Annotated in this window: 21 protein-coding genes; 12 read left to right on the top strand and 9 right to left on the bottom strand. The window is 71.9% G+C overall.

Features of this window, described 5'->3' with window-relative positions; genetic code table 11:
* From BIU91_RS09860 to BIU91_RS09845, 4 genes are all read left to right on the top strand, one after another.
* Nucleotides 1-669 carry an ArsR family transcriptional regulator gene (locus BIU91_RS09860; protein WP_071405292.1) on the top strand — a complete coding sequence of 223 codons (669 nt, stop codon included), beginning with the start codon at nucleotides 1-3 and terminating at the stop codon, nucleotides 667-669.
* Between the two features lie 231 nt (nucleotides 670-900).
* Complete coding sequence (locus BIU91_RS09855) at nucleotides 901-2,607, top strand: TrkA C-terminal domain-containing protein (RefSeq protein ID WP_071405291.1); 1,707 nt, start codon at nucleotides 901-903, stop codon at nucleotides 2,605-2,607.
* 20 nt (nucleotides 2,608-2,627) lie between these two features.
* The gene (locus tag BIU91_RS09850) at nucleotides 2,628-4,304 is read left to right on the top strand and encodes a bifunctional aspartate transaminase/aspartate 4-decarboxylase (protein WP_071405290.1); all 1,677 of its coding nucleotides are present in this window, start codon (nucleotides 2,628-2,630) and stop codon (nucleotides 4,302-4,304) included.
* The gene (locus BIU91_RS09845) at nucleotides 4,301-6,106 is read left to right on the top strand and encodes a collagen-binding domain-containing protein (protein ID WP_071405289.1); all 1,806 of its coding nucleotides are present in this window, start codon (nucleotides 4,301-4,303) and stop codon (nucleotides 6,104-6,106) included. Before BIU91_RS09850 ends, BIU91_RS09845 begins: the two co-directional genes overlap by 4 nt.
* Here BIU91_RS09845 and BIU91_RS09840 read toward each other — a convergent pair.
* On the bottom strand, nucleotides 6,067-7,224 hold the full coding sequence (locus tag BIU91_RS09840; protein ID WP_139196493.1) for a glycosyltransferase family 4 protein: 1,158 nt from the start codon (nucleotides 7,222-7,224) through the stop codon (nucleotides 6,067-6,069). The two genes, BIU91_RS09845 and BIU91_RS09840, sit on opposite strands and share 40 nt — an antisense overlap.
* Before the next feature lie 504 nt (nucleotides 7,225-7,728).
* Here BIU91_RS09840 and BIU91_RS09835 point away from each other — a divergent pair.
* Complete coding sequence (locus BIU91_RS09835; protein ID WP_139196492.1) at nucleotides 7,729-8,070, top strand: DUF4333 domain-containing protein; 342 nt, start codon at nucleotides 7,729-7,731, stop codon at nucleotides 8,068-8,070.
* Between the two features lie 25 nt (nucleotides 8,071-8,095).
* Here the strand turns inward: BIU91_RS09835 and BIU91_RS09830 are convergent, their stop codons facing one another.
* Together BIU91_RS09830 and BIU91_RS09825 are read right to left on the bottom strand one after the other, a co-directional pair.
* The gene (locus tag BIU91_RS09830; protein ID WP_071405287.1) at nucleotides 8,096-8,593 is read right to left on the bottom strand and encodes a hypothetical protein; all 498 of its coding nucleotides are present in this window, start codon (nucleotides 8,591-8,593) and stop codon (nucleotides 8,096-8,098) included.
* A gap of 137 nt (nucleotides 8,594-8,730) precedes the next feature.
* Entirely contained in the window at nucleotides 8,731-9,564 is an 834-nt protein-coding gene (locus tag BIU91_RS09825; protein ID WP_071405286.1) for an SDR family oxidoreductase, read from the bottom strand.
* 189 nt (nucleotides 9,565-9,753) lie between these two features.
* Between BIU91_RS09825 and BIU91_RS09820 the strand changes: the two genes are divergently transcribed.
* A complete protein-coding gene (locus tag BIU91_RS09820) occupies nucleotides 9,754-10,068 on the top strand; it encodes a hypothetical protein (RefSeq protein WP_071244494.1) in 315 nt (104 codons plus the stop codon).
* Nucleotides 10,069-10,092: 24 nt separating this feature from the next.
* Here BIU91_RS09820 and BIU91_RS09815 read toward each other — a convergent pair whose 3' ends face one another.
* The gene (locus BIU91_RS09815; RefSeq protein ID WP_071405284.1) at nucleotides 10,093-10,422 is read right to left on the bottom strand and encodes a hypothetical protein; all 330 of its coding nucleotides are present in this window, start codon (nucleotides 10,420-10,422) and stop codon (nucleotides 10,093-10,095) included.
* A 106-nt stretch (nucleotides 10,423-10,528) separates the two neighbouring features.
* Here BIU91_RS09815 and BIU91_RS09810 point away from each other — a divergent pair, with 106 nt between their 5' ends.
* From BIU91_RS09810 to BIU91_RS09800, 3 genes are all read left to right on the top strand, one after another.
* Entirely contained in the window at nucleotides 10,529-11,485 is a 957-nt protein-coding gene (locus BIU91_RS09810) for an AraC family transcriptional regulator (RefSeq protein WP_071405283.1), read from the top strand.
* A gap of 118 nt (nucleotides 11,486-11,603) precedes the next feature.
* Nucleotides 11,604-12,218 (top strand): DapH/DapD/GlmU-related protein, encoded by a 615-nt coding sequence (locus BIU91_RS09805; protein WP_084741016.1) that lies wholly within the window; start codon nucleotides 11,604-11,606, stop codon nucleotides 12,216-12,218.
* A 242-nt stretch (nucleotides 12,219-12,460) separates the two neighbouring features.
* Complete coding sequence (locus BIU91_RS09800) at nucleotides 12,461-12,877, top strand: VOC family protein (RefSeq protein WP_027465416.1); 417 nt, start codon at nucleotides 12,461-12,463, stop codon at nucleotides 12,875-12,877.
* Here the strand turns inward: BIU91_RS09800 and BIU91_RS09795 are convergent.
* From BIU91_RS09795 to BIU91_RS09785, 3 genes are all read right to left on the bottom strand, one after another.
* Nucleotides 12,858-13,805 carry an isoprenylcysteine carboxylmethyltransferase family protein gene (locus BIU91_RS09795; RefSeq protein WP_071405282.1) on the bottom strand — a complete coding sequence of 316 codons (948 nt, stop codon included), beginning with the start codon at nucleotides 13,803-13,805 and terminating at the stop codon, nucleotides 12,858-12,860. The genes BIU91_RS09800 and BIU91_RS09795 overlap by 20 nt on opposite strands.
* A gap of 64 nt (nucleotides 13,806-13,869) precedes the next feature.
* A complete protein-coding gene (locus BIU91_RS18910; protein WP_164941096.1) occupies nucleotides 13,870-14,016 on the bottom strand; it encodes a hypothetical protein in 147 nt (48 codons plus the stop codon).
* A 125-nt stretch (nucleotides 14,017-14,141) separates the two neighbouring features.
* Complete coding sequence (locus BIU91_RS09785) at nucleotides 14,142-15,362, bottom strand: alcohol dehydrogenase catalytic domain-containing protein (protein WP_071405280.1); 1,221 nt, start codon at nucleotides 15,360-15,362, stop codon at nucleotides 14,142-14,144.
* Nucleotides 15,363-15,485: 123 nt separating this feature from the next.
* On the opposite strand from BIU91_RS09785, the gene BIU91_RS09780 reads away from it, so the two are divergent.
* Nucleotides 15,486-15,824 carry a DUF3140 domain-containing protein gene (locus tag BIU91_RS09780; protein WP_071405279.1) on the top strand — a complete coding sequence of 113 codons (339 nt, stop codon included), beginning with the start codon at nucleotides 15,486-15,488 and terminating at the stop codon, nucleotides 15,822-15,824.
* Nucleotides 15,825-15,847: 23 nt separating this feature from the next.
* Nucleotides 15,848-16,063 carry a hypothetical protein gene (locus tag BIU91_RS09775; protein WP_138803199.1) on the top strand — a complete coding sequence of 72 codons (216 nt, stop codon included), beginning with the start codon at nucleotides 15,848-15,850 and terminating at the stop codon, nucleotides 16,061-16,063.
* Nucleotides 16,064-16,088: 25 nt separating this feature from the next.
* On the opposite strand, the gene BIU91_RS09770 is transcribed toward BIU91_RS09775, so the two are convergent.
* A complete protein-coding gene (locus BIU91_RS09770; RefSeq protein WP_071405278.1) occupies nucleotides 16,089-16,943 on the bottom strand; it encodes a glycoside hydrolase family 16 protein in 855 nt (284 codons plus the stop codon).
* 103 nt (nucleotides 16,944-17,046) lie between these two features.
* Nucleotides 17,047-17,307, bottom strand: a complete 261-nt coding sequence (locus BIU91_RS18905; RefSeq protein WP_071405277.1) for a hypothetical protein — start codon at nucleotides 17,305-17,307, stop codon at nucleotides 17,047-17,049.
* Nucleotides 17,308-17,382: 75 nt separating this feature from the next.
* Between BIU91_RS18905 and BIU91_RS18160 the strand changes: the two genes are divergently transcribed.
* Nucleotides 17,383-18,345, top strand: coding sequence for an SDR family NAD(P)-dependent oxidoreductase (locus tag BIU91_RS18160; RefSeq protein WP_071405276.1), 963 nt, complete (start codon nucleotides 17,383-17,385; stop codon nucleotides 18,343-18,345).
* The last annotated feature ends 42 nt before the right edge of the window (nucleotides 18,346-18,387 follow it).

The raw sequence follows: 18,387 nt of genomic DNA, 5'->3' as shown, positions 1-18,387 counted from the left end.
ATGAACACCAGGCGGCAGGACCTCGAGCGGCGTGCGGCGCAGCACGCGGCCCTCGGCGACGTCGCCCGCCTGGCGATCGTCGACCTGCTCGCCGCGTCCGACGCCAGCCCGAGCGAGGTGCGGGCCGCCCTCGGGATCTCCGGGCCGCTCCTGGCGCACCACCTGCGCGTCCTCGAGCAGGCCGGTCTGGTCACGCGACGCCGCTCCGACGGCGACGGGCGCCGCAGCTACCTGCACCTCGAGCCGAGCGGCGTCCCGCACGGTTCGGCAGCGGTGCCGGGACCGGTGTCCCGCGTGCTGTTCGTCTGCACCGGCAACTCCGCGCGCTCCCCGCTGGCCGCGGGCGTCTGGGCGCAGGTCAGCGAGATCGGCTCGCTGTCCGGCGGCACGCGTCCCGCGGCCGCCATCGCCCCCGGGGCGGTCGCCGTCGGGGAACGCCACGGCCTGGACCTCGGCCGCCACGTCCCGCGAGCCTTCCGCGACCTCGTCGCCGACGGCGACCTGGTCGTCACGGTCTGCGACCGTGCGCACGAGTCGATCGACGACGGCGACAGCCTGCACTGGTCGCTGCCGAACCCCTCGCGCGTCGGCACGCCGGACGCGTACGAGGCCACCTACGCGGACCTCCGGTCCCGCGCCACCGCGCTCGCTGCGCGCCTCGCCGCCTGACGCGGCCCCACGAACGGAACGCCCCGATGAGATCCCCCCTCCTCATCGGGGCGTTCTCCTTTGCTCGACCGCCTGCGGACTGGAGGCCCGGGGCGGGCCCGCACCGTGCCTCCCGTCCGTCCCGTGGTGCGCCCAGGGCGGCGCGCGCGTTCCTGGGAACGCCGGATGTGCGGCCCGTTTACGTTTTCGGCCAACGGGGCAGGCAGGGGCCCCGAGGGCGAGGGCGGCCGCATGACCTGGGTCAGGGACACCATCATCGAGCACCCCGAGATCGCCGTGTTCCTGGCGCTCGGGGTCGGGTTCTTCGTGGGGCGCTTCAGCTACCGCGGCATCGGTCTCGGGGCCGTGACGGGCACCCTGCTCGCCGGCGTCGTCATCGGCGCGGTGCTCGGGGACGACCTGCAGGTCGACCCGATCGTCAAGCAGATCTTCTTCCTGATCTTCCTGTTCTCGCTCGGCTACAAGCTCGGCCCGCAGTTCGTCGCGGGGCTGAAGGGCTCCGGGCTGCCGCAGGCGGTGTTCGCCGTCGTGCTGGCCGTGGTCGGGTTCGGCACGACGATCGTGATCAGCAGCATCCTCGGCTACAACCCGGGTCTGGCCGCCGGTCTGGCGGGCGGCGGGCTGACGCAGTCGTCGATCATCGGCGTCGCGCAGGACTCCATCGCCGGACTCCCGGTGAGCGACGCGACGGCGAAGGCGTGGAGCGACCTGGTGCCGGTGGCGTACGCGGTGACCTACATCTTCGGCACGGTCGGTGCGGCGCTCTACATCTCCCTGCTCGCCCCGCGGTTCCTCGGCATCCGCGACCTGCCCGCCGCGGCGCACGACCTGGAGCAGCGCCTCGGGGTGCACGACGACAACCCCGACGTGACGTCGGCGTACCAGCAGGTCGTCCGGCGCGCGTACCGGCTGACGACGGCCTTCACGCCGCAGACCGTCGGCGAGTTCGAGCAGGCCTCGGACGCCCGCATCGGTTCGCGGGCCTTCATCGCCCGGGTCCGGCACGGGGACACGATCGTGGAGCCGCACCTGGACCAGACGCTCGCCCCCGGCGACGTCGTGGTCGTCGCCGGCCACCACGCGGCGATCATCGAGGACGACCTGGCCGCGTTCGCGGTCGAGATCGACGACCCGGCGCTGCTCGACGTGCCGATCGAGGAACTGTCCGTCGTCGTGACCAACAAGGCGGTCGTCGGCCGGACCGTCGAGGAACTCCGGCACACCGAACGGGCCCGGCAGATCTTCCTGAAGGGCATCAGCCGGGGTGGGCACGCGATCCCGTTCGGCCCAGACACGGCGCTGCACGCCGGTGACGAGCTGCGGGTCCAGGGGCCGTTGCCGTTGCTGGAGCAGGGGATCCGGTACGTCGGGTTCCCCGAGCGGACCGACCCGAAGACCGACATGGTCACCGTCGCCCTGGGCATCACCGTCGGTGCCGTCATCGGTGTGCCGTCGATCACGGTGGGCGCCGTGCCGTTGTCGCTCACCACCAGCGTCGGTGCGCTCATCGTCGGGCTGATCCTCGGCTGGCGACGCTCGAAGAGCCCCACGTTCGGGCACGTCCCGCCCGGCGCGCAGTGGTTCTTCGAGACCGTCGGGCTCACGCTCTTCGTGGCCGTCGTCGGCATCAACGCCGGGCCGGGCTTCATCGACGGGCTCGCGCAGTACGGCGTCCAGCTGCTCGTCGCCGGGGTGGTCGTCACCCTGGTGCCCCTGGTCGTCATGACCTTCGTCGGGCGGTTCTTCTTCCGGAAGACCGACCCCGTCCTGGTCCTCGGCATGCTCACGGGTGCCCAGACCACCACGGCGGCGGTCGGCTCCTTGCAGGAGACGGCGAAGAGCAGTGTGCCGCTGCTCGGCTTCACCGTCCCCTACGCCATCGGCAACATCGTCCTCAGCATCGGCGGCGCCGTCGTCGTCGCGATCACCGCACACTGACCCCGCACAAGGAGCACCACATGCCCGTCGCCAGCGTCTCCCGCGAGCAGATCGCGCGCCTGCAGCACCTGTCCCCGTTCGAACTCAAGGCCGAACTCCAGCGCATCGCCGGCGAGCACGAAGCACGCACCGCGTTCCAGATGCTCAACGCCGGCCGCGGCAACCCCAACTTCATCGCGCCCACCCCACGCGAGGCGTTCTTCGCCCTCGGGCAGTTCGCGCTCACGGTCTCGCGCGAGAACCGGGAGTGGGACCCCGAACTCGTCGGCGTCCCGCAGAAGGACGGCATCGCCGAACGCTTCGGGTCGTGGCTGACCGAGCACGACGGCGAACCCGGGGTCGACCTGTTGCGCCGGGTGCTCCGGCACGGGGTGGACGACCTCGGCTTCGCACCCGACTCCTTCGTCTGGGAACTCGCGGACTCCGTGATCGGCGACCACTACCCGGAGCCGGACCGGATGCTGCACCACGCCGAGCAGATCGTGCACGAGTACCTCGTCCAGGAGATGTGCGCCGGGGAACCGCCGGCGCAGCCGTACGACCTGTTCGCCGTCGAGGGCGGCACCGCGGCGATGTGCTACGTGTTCGACTCGCTGCTCGAGAACCGGCTGATGCACCGCGGCGACCGGATCGCGCTGATGACGCCGATCTTCACCCCGTACCTCGAGATCCCCGCGCTGGCCGACTACGACCTCGAGCAGGTGCACCTGCACGCCAGCACCGTGGACCAGGACGGCGTGCACACCTGGCAGTACCCGCCGGAGGAGATCGACCGACTGCGCGACCCGTCCGTCAAGGCCCTGTTCGTCGTCAACCCGACGAACCCGCCCTCGGTCCGCATCGCCCAGGAGACGCTCGACGCGATCGCCGACGTCGTCGCCACCGACAACCCCGAGCTGACGATCATCACCGACGACGTCTACGGCACCTTCATCGACGGCTTCCGCTCCCTGATGGCCGAGGTCCCGCGGAACACGATCGGCGTCTACTCGTTCTCGAAGTACTTCGGCGCGACCGGCTGGCGGCTCGGCGTCGTGGCCGTCAACCGGGACAACGTGTTCGACGAGCGGCTCGCCGCACTGCCCGAAGCGGACCAGGCCGCCCTCGACGCCCGGTACGGCACCCTCTCCCTGCACCCGCGCGACATCCGGTTCGTCGACCGGCTCGTCGCCGACAGCCGCTCGGTGGCGCTCAACCACACCGCCGGACTGTCGCTCCCGCAGCAGTGCCAGATGCTGCTCTTCGCGGCGTACGCCGTGCTCGACGACACCGACCACTACAAGCACCAGGCGCAGGGGCTCATCCGGCACCGCCTGGAGCTGCTGCTCGACGGCATGCAGGTCACCCTGCCCGAGGACGTCAACCGGGTCGGCTACTACGTGGAGCTCGACGTGCTGGCCTACGCCGAACGGCTGCGTGGGCCGGGGATCGGCGCGTTCCTCCGCGAGCACTACGAACCGACCGACATCCTGTTCCGGCTCGCCGACCAGACCGGCATCATCCTGCTGAACGGGGGCGGGTTCGACGGCCCCGAGTGGTCGGTCCGGGTGTCGCTGGCGAACCTGCGCGACGAGGACTACACGCAGATCGGCCGGAGCCTGCGGGCGATCGGCAAGCAGTACTTCGACGAGTGGCGCGACGAGCAGGGCGCGGACGCCGACGCCGACGCCGAGGCCGACCGGGCGGCCCGGCCGTGACGGGGCGGGTCCGCAGCCGGACGGCACTGCTCGGCGTCGCCGCGCTGCTCGTTCCGGTGGCGCTGGTCACGCCGGCGGCGCTGTTCGCCACGGCGCCGGCAGCGGCGGCCGACGTCCCGCCCGTCAACCCCGTCACCCTGCCGGTGGACGGGCACCCGGCGAACCAGGGGTTCCTGGTCTTCGTCGAGGGCGACGTCGAGCTCGCCGCCGACGAGGCCGAGGGCACGCTCGCCGCCGGCGGTGACCTGGCCTTCGAGACCAGCTACAACATCGGCGCGGGCAACCCGCCCGCGAACGCCCTGACGCTGCCGGGGGAGAGCCGTCCCACGTTCCTGTACGTCGACGGCGGCATCCGGTTCCCCTCGGAGCAGTCGGCCGTGCTCCGCGTGCTGAACGGTGGGTACGCCCACGTCGGCGACACGGCGACCTACGACGCCTTCGACACCGACCAGAACGGCGCGACGATCGACTACCGGCTCGCTCCGGAGGGCACCACCGCCGAGACGTTCCCCCGCATCGAGGGGACCACCCGGCAGCCTGCGAGCTCCGTCCCGACGACGGCCGACCCGTCGGTGCTGGACTTCGCCGCGTCCTTCGCCCGCTACCGGTCCCTGTCCGCCGACCTCGGGACGTGCCCGGTGACGACCGTGCTCCACGATGCCGCTGGCGCGCCCCTGCCGACGCCGATCGCGCCGGGGACGGCCGCGTACGCGGATGTCCAGCCCGGCGTCACGAACGTGCTGACGGTGGCCGCCGCGGACCTCGACGCACTCGACCTGCTGACCTTCGACGGCCTGCCCGGCCCCGGATCGCCCCTCGTCGTGAACGTCACCGGGACGACCTTCGACGGTTCCGTGCCGAACCTCGCGAACCTGACGAACGCGCACGCGCCGTTCGTGCTCTGGAACTTCCCGGACGCGACCACCGTGCACGTCACCGGCGCCGACGTCCTCGAGGGCACGATCTACGCTCCCCGGGCCGACCTGCGGTGGGACGTGACGCAGAACGTCGAGGGCAACGTCGTCGCGGCGTCGTTCACGCACGGGGTCGCGATCGCCGCCGGCCCGGTGCCACGCGAGATCCACGGGTTCCCGTTCTCGACGACGGTGTCGTGCCTGTCGACCGACGCGGTCGAGGGGGACCTCACCCTGGTCAAGCGGGTCGTCGGTGGCGACGCGGACCCGGGTGACTGGACCCTGACCGCGACCGGACCGAGCACGGTCTCCGGCACGTCGGGCAGCGACGCGGTGACGGGTCGACCGGTGCAGCCGGGGGACTACACGCTGACCGAGTCGGGCGGCCCCGACGGCTACGAGGCGGGGGACTGGACCTGCACCGGCGCGCCGGTGACGGACGGGGTGGTCACCGTCGCGGACGGCGACGACGTCGTCTGCACCATCGTGAACACGGCGGTGCCGGACGACGGCAACGGCGGGGGCGACGGAGGCGGCGACGGCGGTGGCGATGGGGGCGGCGCTGGCGGTGGCGGAGGCGACGGCGAGCCCGGTGGTGGCGGTGGCGGGTCCGGCACACCGACCCCCGGCCCGGGCGGGACCGGTACGGGCAACCAGGGCGGGGTCGGCGGACCCGGCACGGGCGGTGGCGTCGACACGGCCCCGGTCGCCGGCGTGGAGCCCGGCGGCGGGACCGGGAGCCTGGCCGCCACCGGAGCCGATCCGCTGCCCCTCGCGCTGCTCGCGCTCGGGCTGCTCGCCACCGGCGGCACGACGGCCCTCGTGCGTCACCGCCTCCGGGCCGTCACTCAGCAGGAACGCTGTCCGGCGACCAGCCGGAGGACCTGATCCGTGTGCCGTTCCGCCGTCGCGAGCCGCGCGTGCTCGATCGCGGCGGCGGTGTGCGGCCGCAGCAGGGTCCGGTCCGAGGCGAGTTCGATGATCGTCGTGGCGAGCCCGAACGCGGTCTCGTCCTCGGTCAGGACGGCGGCGGAGCCGAACTCGCTCGCCAGGCGGATGTCGGACACGATGACCGGACGGTGGTCCCGGAACGCCTCGAGCGCGGTCATCGGCTGGCCGTCGTGCTCGAGTGAGCAGACCACCGCCGCGTGCCCGCACAGCAGCAGGTCGTGGACGGCCTGCGACGACAGGCGGCCGTGGACACGGACCGACACCGGCGTGCGGGTCGGGGGGACGGTCCCGCCGGCGACGTCGACCCGCACGGCGTGTGCGCCGAGTCGGATCTCCACCAGCCGGATCGCGTTGAGGAGGACGTCGAGGCGCTTGTCCGGGGTGAACCGGGACGCCCAGACGAGCCGGAGCGGGCCGAGTTCCGGCGCCGGCGGCGGTTCGACCGGCCGGCGGCCGAGGGCGTTGGGCACGACGTGGACCGGGCCGACGCCGGCCTCGCGCAGGACGCGGGCCTGCCGCGTCGTCGGGGTGACGACGACGTCGGCCGCCCCGGAGACGGCCACTGCCATGTTGCGGCGCGCGTCGTCCATGGGGTGCCCCGTGAAGCGGTGCCGCGTGGGCCGGATCCCGGTCACCACACGGTGCGCGTGCCGTGCGAGGGGCGCCATCGCCGCTGCGGTCCGGCCCCGGACCGGCGCCGAGCCGTGCACGGTGTGGATCGTCGGCAGCTCGAGGGAGCGCGCCGTGGTCAGCGCCGCCGCGGCGAGGCCGAAGTCCGAGTGGGTGACGACGAGGCCGATCCGTTCCTCGAGCATCAGCGTGCCGAGGCACCGGCGGACACGGACCGAGTTGCGGACCACCGGCAGGTCGCTCTCCGGCGCGCTGATCGACGGTTCGACCTCGAACAGGCGGACGCCGTGCTTCCGCAGCTCCGCGGTCTCGCTCGAGCGCGGAGTCGCCACCCAGACGACGTGACCGGACTCCGCGAAGGCCTTCGCCTGCTCGACCAGCGCGGCGCGTTCACCCCGCATCGCCGACAGCGGGAAGTCGCTCACGAGCAGGACCGTCGCCTTCGCCGCCGCCACGTCAGCGGCCGGTCTCGAGCACGGTGGTCTGGCGGGGGCTGCGCATGCGGTCTCTCACGGTTCGGGAGCGGAACGGGGTGCTGGGAACCGTAGGCGTTCAGAAGACGATCGTCTAGTGAGCCGTTGTGCTGCTGAGGGGGCCCTCACGACTCCCGGGGCGGACGCTCAGGCCGGGGTGCGCGGCGGACGGTCAGGAATTGTCCGGTTCCGGCGGATTCTGTACACGTCTGAGCCGTGGTCGTCGTACAGTCTCCGGAAGCTACCCCGCCGGGCCCTACCGGCGGGTGCCCGACCCCCCGTTCCCGGGCTGGCCTCGTCATGACCACCGCGTCGAACCCGACGGCGTCGTAGCGCGAGGACGTCTGCTCCTGACCCGAACTCGTGCAGACGTCCTCGCACCTTCCCGCTATCGTCGAGGAACCGCCGGTCCCCGATCTCGGGGCGAGCAGCGGCCAGGGGACCACGGGGGACACCATGCAGCACCAGCGCGCCATCACCGCACTCACGACGCTCACCGCGACGATCGCCCTGGCGGTGACGCTCAGCGGGTGCACGGTGTCGACGTCGTCGTCACGGACCGTCACACCGGACGCCTTCGAACGCGTCGTCGTCGACGCGTTGGCGGACGTCTCTGACGCGACGCCCGAGGTCGACTGCGGTGCGGACGACATCGCGATCGAGGACGGCGCCGAGGTGCACTGCGACGTGAACACGGCGGGCTCCGACGTGGTCTACGACTCGGTGTCCACGATCAGCACCGACGGCGGCGACGACTACCACGTGGACGTGGAAGTGGCCGACCAGCCCAAGGACTGATCGGCCACTGCGGGGTGTCCGACGACTAGCGGTCGGACGCCTCGACGACGCAGCTCTCGACCTGCTGGGCGGCCTTCGAGTCGTCGGCGAACGGCGTCGGCGCGTCCGAGGTGGTGGTCGTCTCGTCGGCGACGGCCTGCTTGGCGACGTCGTTCACGGCGTACAGCGGGCCGTCGAAGTCGTCGGCCGTGGGGTCGGCGGTGGTCGCCCAGATGGTGACCTCGTCGTCGTTCGAGTCGTTGCTGTCCGCGGGGACGATCGCGGCACCGAGGTACCAGCCGCCGTCCCCCTTCTGGATGTTCGCGAACTCGGTGGTGTCGTGCGACCCGACCGCCGTGTCGATCATGTCGACGGCGGCGCTGGCGGCCACGTCGCACTGGGCCGACTGGGACTTCTCCTCGGAGCCGGGGACCTTGCCGACGGGGTTGATGTTCTGGGCTCCGCCGGGGTCGCAGGCGGTGAGCAGGAGGGCTACGGTGGCGGCGCCGAACAGCGCCGTGACGGTCTTCGCTCGCGTGGACATGGCCCTGAACGTAGGCCGGCCCCGGTGGGCGGCGATTCAGCCAGGAGCGTCCCCCGACGACGGACGGGAGGCCCGGCGCACGTCGTGCCCCGGGCCTCCCGTCCGTCACCTGGTCCCGTTGCCGGACCGGCGTCCCGTCACAGGATCGGGGTGCCGCCGGTGACGGCGACCCGCGCGCCGGAGACGTAGCTGCCGTCGTCACTGGCGAGCAGCACGTAGACGGGTGCGAGCTCGGCCGGCTGGCCGGGACGGCCGAGCGGCGACTGCTTGCCGAACTGCTCGACCTGCTCCGGTGGCATCGTCGACGGGATCAGCGGCGTCCAGATCGGACCGGGGGCGACGCTGTTCACGCGGATGCCGCGTTCCCCGAGCAGCTGCGCCAGCGCGGCCGACAGGTTCGCGACGCCGGCCTTGGTGACGTCGTAGGGCGCCAGGTTCGGCTTCGGGTTGTCGGAGTTGACCGAGCTCGAGCCGATGATCGACGACCCCGGGCCGAGGTGCGGCAGGGCCGCCTTGACGAGGTGGAAGTAGGCGCTGAGGTTCGTCGCGAGGGTGTGGTCCCACTCCTCGTCGCTGATCTCCTCGATCGTCTCGTGGGTCATCTGGTAGGCGGCGTTGTTCACGAGGACGTCGAGCCCGCCGAGTTCCGAGACCGCCTGGTCGATGACGGATCGGCAGTACGCGGGATCGCTCACGTCGCCCGGGAACAGCACGGCCTTCCGACCGGCTTCCTCGATCCAGCGCTTCGTGTCCTGCGCGTCGTCCTCCTCTTCCGGCAGGTAGCTGATCAGGACGTCAGCACCCTCGCGCGCGAACGCGATCGCGACGGCCTTCCCGATGCCGCTGTCCCCGCCGGTGATGACGGCGCGCTTGCCGGTGAGCTTGCCGGAGCCGCGGTACGACTCCTCGCCGTGGTCGGCCTTCGGGGTGAGTTCCTGGTCGCTCCCCGGGGGCTGCTGCTGCTCGGTCATGTCTCTCCCTGTGGTCGGTTTCCCTGGACGTCCCCGATGCTGGGCGGGCGCCACTGAACGCCTGTCCAGGGTCACGGCGTACCCCGTTCGGTGCCCGAAGATGTGTACCCGGCACGACGGCGGCCTACCGTGGCACCGGATCAGGGAACCGTCACCGCGACGGAAGCTCCTCTTCACCAGGGAGCAACGTTGAAGTACGTGAACTACGCGGGCACGGTCCGTGTCCTGACGAGCGACACGATCGCCGACGCGGTGATCCGGTACGCCGCCGCACTGCACCAGAGCCGGCTGAGCGACGTCGTGTCGATCCCGACGGCCGACGACTTCGGGGTGGCGAGCACGATCGAGGTGCTCCTGGCCCCGGCGATCCCGGTCGCCCTCGAGCCCGCTCCGGACGACGACCTCGAACCCGAGGGCGAGGCGTTCCTGCTCGAACTCGGTCGGCGCACCGAGGCCGTGCTCGCCGTCGACACCAACGCGTCGCCGCCGGACTTCGGGCGCTGAGCGGTCGCTCCGCGGGGGCGCTGCCTACGCCACCGGCCCCTCGGTCAGGTCCGTCCGGGTGTCCGCGTGGATCACCTCGTCGTGCTCGAACGTCAGTGCTGCGGCCCGCAGCCGTGCCACGAACACCGTGTCCTCGCGCTCGAGCTCGTCCTCCTCGGCGTCCTCGACCACGAGCTGACTCGACGGACCGATGAGGACCTTGGTGGTCGTCATGGTGCCGTCCGTCGCCACCGAGGGGATCGCGACGGTGTCCGCCCGGTTGCCACCGGCCAGGGCCGCGGCGTACTCGATCACGGCGTCGGCCACGTCGTCGCTCGTCAAGATCGTCGAACGGTCGTACTGGATCTGCTTCATGTCCGGGCCTCCATCTGCACAGCCAACAGCGCCGTTGCTGGCCGCCGTACAGGAACACGGCGCGTCGCTCGTTGCGCCGACGCCGACTTGTCGTCAGGATCATCACGTGCCCGAGACCATGCACCGCCTGCTGCGGGAGATCCAGACCGCCGAGCCGTCGGTGGCGGCCGAGGCGATGGCCCGGACGCACATCACCCACGGACTGTCGGTCGAACCGACGGACGCCGAGTTCGTGTTCGAGGAGCGCGTGCGCGGAACGGCGCTGCTGTCGCTCGAGTCGACCCGCTGCACCGGGGTCCTGAGCGGCACGATCGAGCCCGGCGACGCGATGATGATCTTCTGGATGAAGTCCGGCGTCGCGCAGCTCGACGAGAACACCGTGAAGATCGGCCGGCCGACGCTCTTCCGCCAGGGCCCCCAGCGCTTCCGCTGGATCGCCTGCAACAAGGACGTCCTGCGCATCGACCGCTCGATCGTCGAACAGGTCGCGGCCGAGCGCGGCGACTGGGCCCCCGGTCCCATCGAGTTCCGTCCGCGGCACGTCCCCGAGGGCGCGCCGCTCGCTGCCTGGTGGCTCATGGTGCGGTCCGTCGCACAAGAGGTGCTGGCCGGACCGGACGCCGTCCCGGTCGAACGCGAGCGGGAGCTCGCGCGCTTCGCCGCCGGTGGGCTGCTCACCGCGATCCCGCACTGGCCCGTCGGGCAGCACGAGCCGGCGATGGCCGCCACCGCCCGCTTCGCCCGTGCCGAGACCTTCCTGCTCGAGCACGCCACCGAGCAGATCACCGTCGACGACGTCGCCGAGGCCGCCGGCCTGAGCGTGCGCGGCGTGCAGGCGGCGTTCCAGCGACACCACGGCATCACCCCGACCATGTACCTGCGTCGCATCCGGCTGCTGCTCGCCCGCGAACAGCTCGAGTCGGGCGACGGTCGGAGCATCGCCGAGATCGCCCGGGCCACCGGGTTCGCCCACCTCGGCCGGTTCGCGGGGAGCTACCGCGAGGAGTTCGGCGAGCTGCCCCGGCAGACGGCGTCCACCGCGCGGGACGGCGCCCGCGCCTAGCGAGCAGCCGCGCGGGCCCGCAAGAATCCCGCAACCGCCCGCCGTTCGGCCGATCGCCGACGATCGTCGCCCTACGTTTGCGCTGCACGGACACGCAGCCACGACGACTGGAGACCCCATGGCCGGCTCAGCAGCACCACCCGTCCCGACCGCGGCCGTCCCGCCGACGACCGATCCGTCGACGTTCGGCCGTCGGCTCGTCGAGGACGCCTCCTACGCCCGTGAGCACTTCGTCTTCACCGCACTGCTCGGATCCCCGCTGCTGCCCCGGATCGTCCGGCGGCTGCTGCTCCGTGCCGCGGGGGCACGCGCCGAGTCCGGTGTGGGGACCGGGTTCTCGCTGACGGGCGACCCGAAGCACCTCACCATCGGCCGGGGCGTCTTCTGCAACCGCAACGTGACCGTCGAGGCCGTCGCCCCCGTGACGATCGGTGCGAACACCGCGATCGGGATGCAGGTGCTCATCATGACGAGCCACCACGAGATCGACGCCGAGGGCCGGTGGAGCGACGTCGCGACCGGCCGCCCGGTGGTCGTCGAGGAACACGTCTGGATCGGCGGCCGCGCCACGATCCTGCCGGGCGCCCACATCGAGCACGACGTCGTGGTCGCCGCCGGCGCCGTGGTCGTCGGCCGCCTGGCGGCGCACGGCGTCTACGCCGGCGTCCCCGCGAAGCGGATCCGTGAGCTCGCCCCGTCCGCGCGACCGCCGGTGGTGGACCCCGCCGCGTGACGGCCTGGAGGCCCGTGGCGGCGTCGCCACGCGCCTCCCGTCCGGCGTTGGTGCTGCTTCGAACACGCCGGTGTGTTGCTGCGACGCCGTGCCGTCGTCGAGACGCCGCCGAATGCGGAGGCGTCTCGACGACCTGGCGGCGCCGAACGAAGACGACGGCGTCTCCTTCCGCGGGGACGCGCACTCTGCCAGCATGATCACGACGCGGGCGACGGCGCCCGCGCAGGACGAGGGAGACCGTCATGACCGTTCGCCTCAACCCCTACCTCGGGTTCCGGAGCGGCGCCCGCGAAGCGCTCGAGTTCTACCACTCGGTCTTCGGCGGCACGCTCACCATCGGCACGTTCGGTGAGGCCGGCATGAGCCAGGACCCCGCCGACGCCGACAAGGTGATGCACGGGCAGCTCGACGGCGACCAGGGCCTGCTCCTGATGGCCTCGGACGCGCCGTCCGGCATGCCGACGCCGGCCGAGAGCAGCATCTCGCTCTCGCTCAGCGGCGACGACCACGAACTGCTGACCCGGTGGTGGAACGGCCTCGCCCAGGGCGCGACGATCGTCGAACCACTCACGACCGCCCCCTGGGGCGACACCTTCGGCATGCTGACCGACCGCCACGGGGTGTCGTGGCTCGTCAACATCAGCGGCGCGACGAGCTGAGCGGCACCGAACCCACGCGTGCCGGCACCGGCCACCGCGGCACCCAGCACCGGACCTGCTCGGCGTAGCGGCGGAAGTCGTCGCCGAACCGTTCCTCCAGGTCGGATTCCTCCAGCGGGCGGACGATGCAGTTCCAGACCACCGAACCGGCGATCGCGTAGACGACGACCAGCCACGACGACAGCAGCAGGCCGACGGCGACGCCCTGGGTGATGCCGGCCAGTGCCATCGGGTTCCGCACCGACCGGTACGGCCCGGCGACCACCAGGCGGTTCGCGGTGGCCGATGGCAGCGGCGTGCCCTCGCCCTTCGTCGACATCGCCGCCGCCGAGGCGATGCCGAGCGCGCTGGCCAGCAGGAGCACGACCACACCGACGACGGTGAGGGCGGTGACGAAGGGTGCCGGCAGCTGCGGGTGGAGGCCCCAGCGGTGCTCGGCGAACGCGATGAGCAGGGGGAACACCCCGAGGAACAGGCCCCAGAAGACGACGATCTGCAGCACAGTCGCGGTGACGTGCCGGGAGCGCGGGGCCGCGGCGTCAGCGGTCCGGATCCGCAGCGGACCGCTCGTCACCCACTCTGTCGGGACCCGTCCGAGCAGCACCAGGGCGAGGGCGAGGGCCGAGCCGATCGTGGCGGCGAGCATGACGAGCACGCCCCAACCGGCCTCGCCGGTCACGGTTGCCCAGACGCTCAGGGCGACGAGCACCAGGGCGGTCCACACCGTCGTGCCCGCCGCGGCGGCCCGGACACCGGCGGCGGCGAGCGCCGAGGCGACGACGAACAGCGGGACGTCGAACACGGCGACGAGCACCGGGTCGAGCGAGCCGAGCGTCGCCGTGCGGATCCACGGCAGCGTCGCGACGGCGATCCACCAGGCCGCTCCACCGACGGCTTGCAGCGCGTAGTACCGCCGGCCCCAGGACATGGGTGCACGGTAGCAGTGCGCGGCGAGGTGCCGGGCCGTCGGCGCACTCGCTCCCGCTGGTGGGTCAGTCGGTGTGGTTGATCTGTCCGAGCCAGCGACCGAAGGACGGGGTGCGCTCGTCGTGCAGGGTGGGTAGGACGGGCTTCGGCAGGCAGGCGCGCTCGTCGGTGACGGTTCCGGCGCCGGTGCTCTTGTGGAGGTCGAGGCTCATGGTGGGCTCCTTCGTGGTCGGTGGAGTGTTCGACACCGGGCGGGGCCGTTCCATTCCCACCCGGTGTCGTCGCGGTCCGGTGCAGCGCGTTCCGGTGCGTCGCGTTCCGGCGCGTCGCGTTCGGTTCAGGAGGTGCCGAGCTCGACCTTGATCCAGCCGGGTTCGCGTCGGTCGAACGCCTGGTAGGCAGCGATCGCGTCGGTGATCGGCTCGTGCTCGGTGATCAGGGCCGTCGGGTCGAATTGTCCGGCTGCCACCATGTCGATCAGCGGCGGGGTGACGGAGTGGTGGTCGCAGTTCCCCATCCGCACCGTGAGGTTCTTGAGCATCGCCTCACCGATCGGGTAGTGCTCGGCCGTCGGTCCGTACACGCCGATGATCCCGATGCGGCCGTACTTCGCCACGCTCGCCACCGCCCAGCGAGCCACCTGCGAGGGGCCGTCACCGGGCTTCCACTGCTGCTGCGCACCGAAGCCGTCGGGAGCGGCATCGGGTGCGACCGCCGCGACCTCGGCGTCGAACGCCGCCGCCTGGTCCTGGTCGACCGCCGCCGGGCCGCGCTTCGGGCGTTCGGCGTCCACGCCGACCGCGTCGATCACGCAGTCCGCGCCGATGCCGTCGGTCAGCGACATGATCGTCTCGACGGGGTCCTCGGCGTTGTAGTCGACGACCTCGCAGTGCTGGGCGAGCGCGGCGGCGAGCCGGGTCTCCTCGCCGTCGACGACGATGACGCGGGCCGCACCCTGCTTGTACGCCGAGGCCGCCGCGAACTGTCCGACGATCCCGGCACCGAACACCACCACGACGTCACCGCGCGTGACGCCCGCGAGCTCCGCGCCGAACCAGCCCGTGGGGAAGATGTCGGACAGCAGGATCGCCTGCTCGTCGGAGACGGTGTCCGGGAGCGGGTGCATGGTGTTGCGGGCCCAGGGGACGCGGACGTACTCCGCCTGCATGCCGTCGACCGGTCCGGTCGAGGCCGGGCCGCCGAAGAACGCGGTGCCCGCCTGCGGTCCGTTGCTGTTGGAGCGGTCGCACTGGGCGGTCTTGCCCATCCGGCAGTACCGGCAGGCACCGCAGGACACCGTGGAGTTGATGACGACGCGGTCGCCGGGGCTGAAGCCGCGCACCGCGTCCCCGACCTCGGTGACGACGCCGACGGCCTCGTGACCGAGGATCGTGCCCTCGACCATCGGTGCCATCGTGCCGCGGACGAAGTGCAGGTCGGTGCCGCAGATCGCACTGCGGGTGATCCGGACGATCGCGTCCTCCGGGTCCTGGATCGTCGGCTGCGGGACCTCGTCGAGCCGGATGTCGCCGATGCCGTGCCACACGACTGCGCGCATGTGATGCCTCTTCCTGTTCGGGTGCGGGGTTCGCTCGGTCAGGAAACGCGCGAGGGGCTGGGCACGGTCGGAGGCGCATCCGCCCTGCGCAGTCGTCCAGCACCGCCGGGTTGTCTCGAGGGCATGAGCGAGCACGACGACGAGCAGACCCGGGCCGACTTCGACGACGCGGTGAACATGACCGCCACCGAGTTGCGGAAGTGGCTCGACACCGACGAGTCGAAGTCCGTCGGGCAGAAGCCCTCGGGTGGCGGCGAGTCGACCGGGCACGAGAGCGGCCGACACATCATCCGCATCCTCGAGAAGCACAAGGCCGACCGCACCGACGACGACCTGGCGCACATGCGGAAGGTCGTCGGCTACCTCGCCCGGCACTCGGAGCAGCGGCCCGACGGCGACGTGCACGACACCCCGTGGCGGTACTCGCTCATGAACTGGGGCCACGACCCGGAGAAGCACTGACGGCATCGGGCAGAATGGGTGGCGTGAACGAGACGGGCATGCCGCGCTTCCGACGGATCTGGTCGACCGTGCAGGTCGGTGTCCTCGCGATCGCCGTCGCGTTCTGCGTCGTGATGCTCGTGATCGGGCAGGGCAAGCTCGACCGGGTCTACGCGGTCGCCGCGGTGTTCTTCGGACTCGCCCTGGTCGGGCACAGCACCTACCTGTGGCTCGTCGCCCGGGCGAACCGCCGTCCCTGACGCGCTTTCGCTTCGGCGATCCCGGCTAGCCGTTCTGGTGGACTCGCAGCCAGTCGATGGTCATCTGCTGCGGGAACCGTGTCGAGGCGTCGGGCGAACCCGGCCAGTTCCCGCCGACCGCGACGTTGAGGATCACGAAGAACGGCTTGTCGAACACCCACGGGGCCGAGCCGACGTCGGCCCGGGTGACCGTCCGGTAGGCGACACCGTCGACCGTCCAGGTGATCGAGCCGGGGCGCCAGTCGACCCCGTACACGTGGAAGTCGTCGGCGAACGCTGCTCCGGACGGGTTCGTGTACGCCGCCGAGATGCCCTGCGCCCCGGAGTACCCGGGTCCGTGCACCGTGCCGTGCACGATCCCCGGCTCGTACCCGACGTTCTCCATGACGTCGATCTCCCCGCACGCCGGCCAGCCGACCTGCCCGATGTCCGCGCCGAGCATCCAGAACGCCGGCCAGATGCCCTGGCCGCGGGGGATGCGGATCCGCGCCTCGATGCGCCCGTACTGCGCGGTGTAGGTGCTCTCGGACTTCAGCCGGGCCGACGAGTACGAGCCGTCGGCCTCGCGGTGTGCGGTGATCACGAGGTTGCCGGCACCGTCGAGCGCCGCGTTCCGCCGCGAGTCCGTGTAGGTCTGCAGCTCCGCGTTGCCCCAGCCGCCGGCACCCAGGTCGTACCGCCAGATCCCGGGGTTCGGCGCGCTGCCGGCCGGGCCGTCGAACTCGTCGGCGGCGAGCAGCACGGGCGCAGCGGTCGGCGCCGCAGCTCCGGTCACGGCCTGTGCCGAGCCATCCGGGACCGCCGTCGCGCCGAGGGCGGTCGTCGCGGCTCCGGCGAGTCCGAGCGTCATGAAGCGCCGTCGATCGATGTGCTGGTCCATGTCGTGCTCCCTGCAGCGCGATGGTGGTGTGGTCGTCGGATCATGCACCATCCGGCTGCGCCTGAACAGGCCCGGATCCCGCTTCGTCCGCGGGACGCACCGGTCAGCCGAAGCGCATCGCCAGCGGCACGAGCAGCCCCGCGACCCACACGAGCACCATCACGAGGGCGCCGACCGCGATGAGCCGTCGGCGACGCCGCAGCTTCGGGCTCCGCTCCTCGCCCCACATCTGTGCACGGACCAGCACCCGGTTCGCCTGCTCGACGACCTTCCGCACCTCGGGGTCGTCGACGTCGAGGACACCGGCGCGGGCGTGCTCGGCGATGACCGCGGCTTCGTCGACGGTCAGGTCGTCCTTGCGCATGCTCCATCTTTGCACCGCGTGCAGGGGTACGACCCGGCTGTGCGGGAACGGACCACGGCCGGGTACCAAGGACACATGGGACATCGGTACCGCGGGAAGATCGTCGTCATCACCGGAGCATCGAGCGGCATCGGGAGGGCCGCCGCACACGAGTTCGCCCGGCAGGGCGCCACGCTCGTGCTCGCCGCACGCGGGCACGACTCGCTCGAGGCCGCAGCCGCCGAGTGCCGGAAGCTCGGCGCCGAGGCGATCGCGATCCCGACCGACGTCGCCGACGAGCACCAGGTCAAGGACCTCATCGGCACCGTGACGACCCGCTTCGGTCGCATCGACGTCTTCGTCGGCAACGCGGCCCTGTTCGTCTACGGCCTGTTCGAGCAGACGCCCACCGAGGCGTTCAAGCGCGTCGTCGACACGAACCTGTACGGGCACCTCAACGCGATCACGCACCTGCTGCCGCACTGGAAGCAGCGCGGGAAGGGCACCTACGTGCTCGTCGGCTCGATCCAGTCGCTGCTCTCGGCGCCGTACCAGTCGGCGTACGTGACGAGCAAGCACGCTGCGCTCGGCCTGGTCGACGTGCTCGGTGACGAGTTCGCGGGCACCGGCATCAAGTTCACCGCGCTGCTGCCGTCCACGATCGACACCCCGATCTACCAGAACGGTGCCAACTACACCGGCAAGACCTCGCACCCGCTGCCGCCCACCGTCTCGGTCGAGCGAGCCGGCCGTGCCGTCGTGCAGGCCGCCACGCACCCCAAGCGCTACCGCTTCGTCGGACGCATCCAGGCGTCGCTCGTGCCGCTGCAGTACGTGTTCCCGGGCCTGTTCCACAAGATCACGAAGCCGATGGTGGAGACGTTCGCGCTCCGTGGCAAGGGCGCCCCGACCGACGGCAACCTCTACGCCCCCGCCGACGCCGCGAACGCGACGGACGGCGGCTGGGTCGCGAAGCGACGGCGCGTCACGCGCCCCCTCGTCTGGCTCGGCGTCGCGGCTGCGGGCGCGGCCGTCGTGCTCGGCCGCTCGCGTCGGTAGACGCGTCCGCTGACGGCCTGGAGGCCCGGTGCCAGCTGGCAC

The sequence above is a fragment of the Curtobacterium sp. MMLR14_002 genome (assembly GCF_001864975.1).
GTDB classification, from domain to species: domain Bacteria; phylum Actinomycetota; class Actinomycetes; order Actinomycetales; family Microbacteriaceae; genus Curtobacterium; species Curtobacterium flaccumfaciens.
This window is presented reverse-complemented; position numbering and strand designations above follow the sequence as displayed.

Bases quoted from the DNA above. Each gene is read 5' to 3' on its own strand.
- BIU91_RS09830 (WP_071405287.1), bottom strand. From the start codon at position 8,593: ATGTCCACGCGAGCGAAGACCGTCACGGCGCTGTTCGGCGCCGCCACC.
- BIU91_RS09780 (WP_071405279.1), top strand. From the start codon at position 15,486: ATGAGCGAGCACGACGACGAGCAGACCCGGGCCGACTTCGACGACGCG.
- BIU91_RS18160 (WP_071405276.1), top strand. From the start codon at position 17,383: ATGGGACATCGGTACCGCGGGAAGATCGTCGTCATCACCGGAGCATCG.
- BIU91_RS09770 (WP_071405278.1), bottom strand. From the start codon at position 16,943: ATGGACCAGCACATCGATCGACGGCGCTTCATGACGCTCGGACTCGCC.
- BIU91_RS09785 (WP_071405280.1), bottom strand. From the start codon at position 15,362: ATGCGCGCAGTCGTGTGGCACGGCATCGGCGACATCCGGCTCGACGAG.
- BIU91_RS09860 (WP_071405292.1), top strand. From the start codon at position 1: ATGAACACCAGGCGGCAGGACCTCGAGCGGCGTGCGGCGCAGCACGCG.
- BIU91_RS09825 (WP_071405286.1), bottom strand. From the start codon at position 9,564: ATGACCGAGCAGCAGCAGCCCCCGGGGAGCGACCAGGAACTCACCCCG.
- BIU91_RS09815 (WP_071405284.1), bottom strand. From the start codon at position 10,422: ATGAAGCAGATCCAGTACGACCGTTCGACGATCTTGACGAGCGACGAC.
- BIU91_RS18910 (WP_164941096.1), bottom strand. From the start codon at position 14,016: ATGAGCCTCGACCTCCACAAGAGCACCGGCGCCGGAACCGTCACCGAC.
- BIU91_RS09855 (WP_071405291.1), top strand. From the start codon at position 901: ATGACCTGGGTCAGGGACACCATCATCGAGCACCCCGAGATCGCCGTG.
- BIU91_RS09805 (WP_084741016.1), top strand. From the start codon at position 11,604: ATGGCCGGCTCAGCAGCACCACCCGTCCCGACCGCGGCCGTCCCGCCG.
- BIU91_RS18905 (WP_071405277.1), bottom strand. From the start codon at position 17,307: ATGCGCAAGGACGACCTGACCGTCGACGAAGCCGCGGTCATCGCCGAG.
- BIU91_RS09800 (WP_027465416.1), top strand. From the start codon at position 12,461: ATGACCGTTCGCCTCAACCCCTACCTCGGGTTCCGGAGCGGCGCCCGC.
- BIU91_RS09850 (WP_071405290.1), top strand. From the start codon at position 2,628: ATGCCCGTCGCCAGCGTCTCCCGCGAGCAGATCGCGCGCCTGCAGCAC.
- BIU91_RS09835 (WP_139196492.1), top strand. From the start codon at position 7,729: ATGCAGCACCAGCGCGCCATCACCGCACTCACGACGCTCACCGCGACG.
- BIU91_RS09795 (WP_071405282.1), bottom strand. From the start codon at position 13,805: ATGTCCTGGGGCCGGCGGTACTACGCGCTGCAAGCCGTCGGTGGAGCG.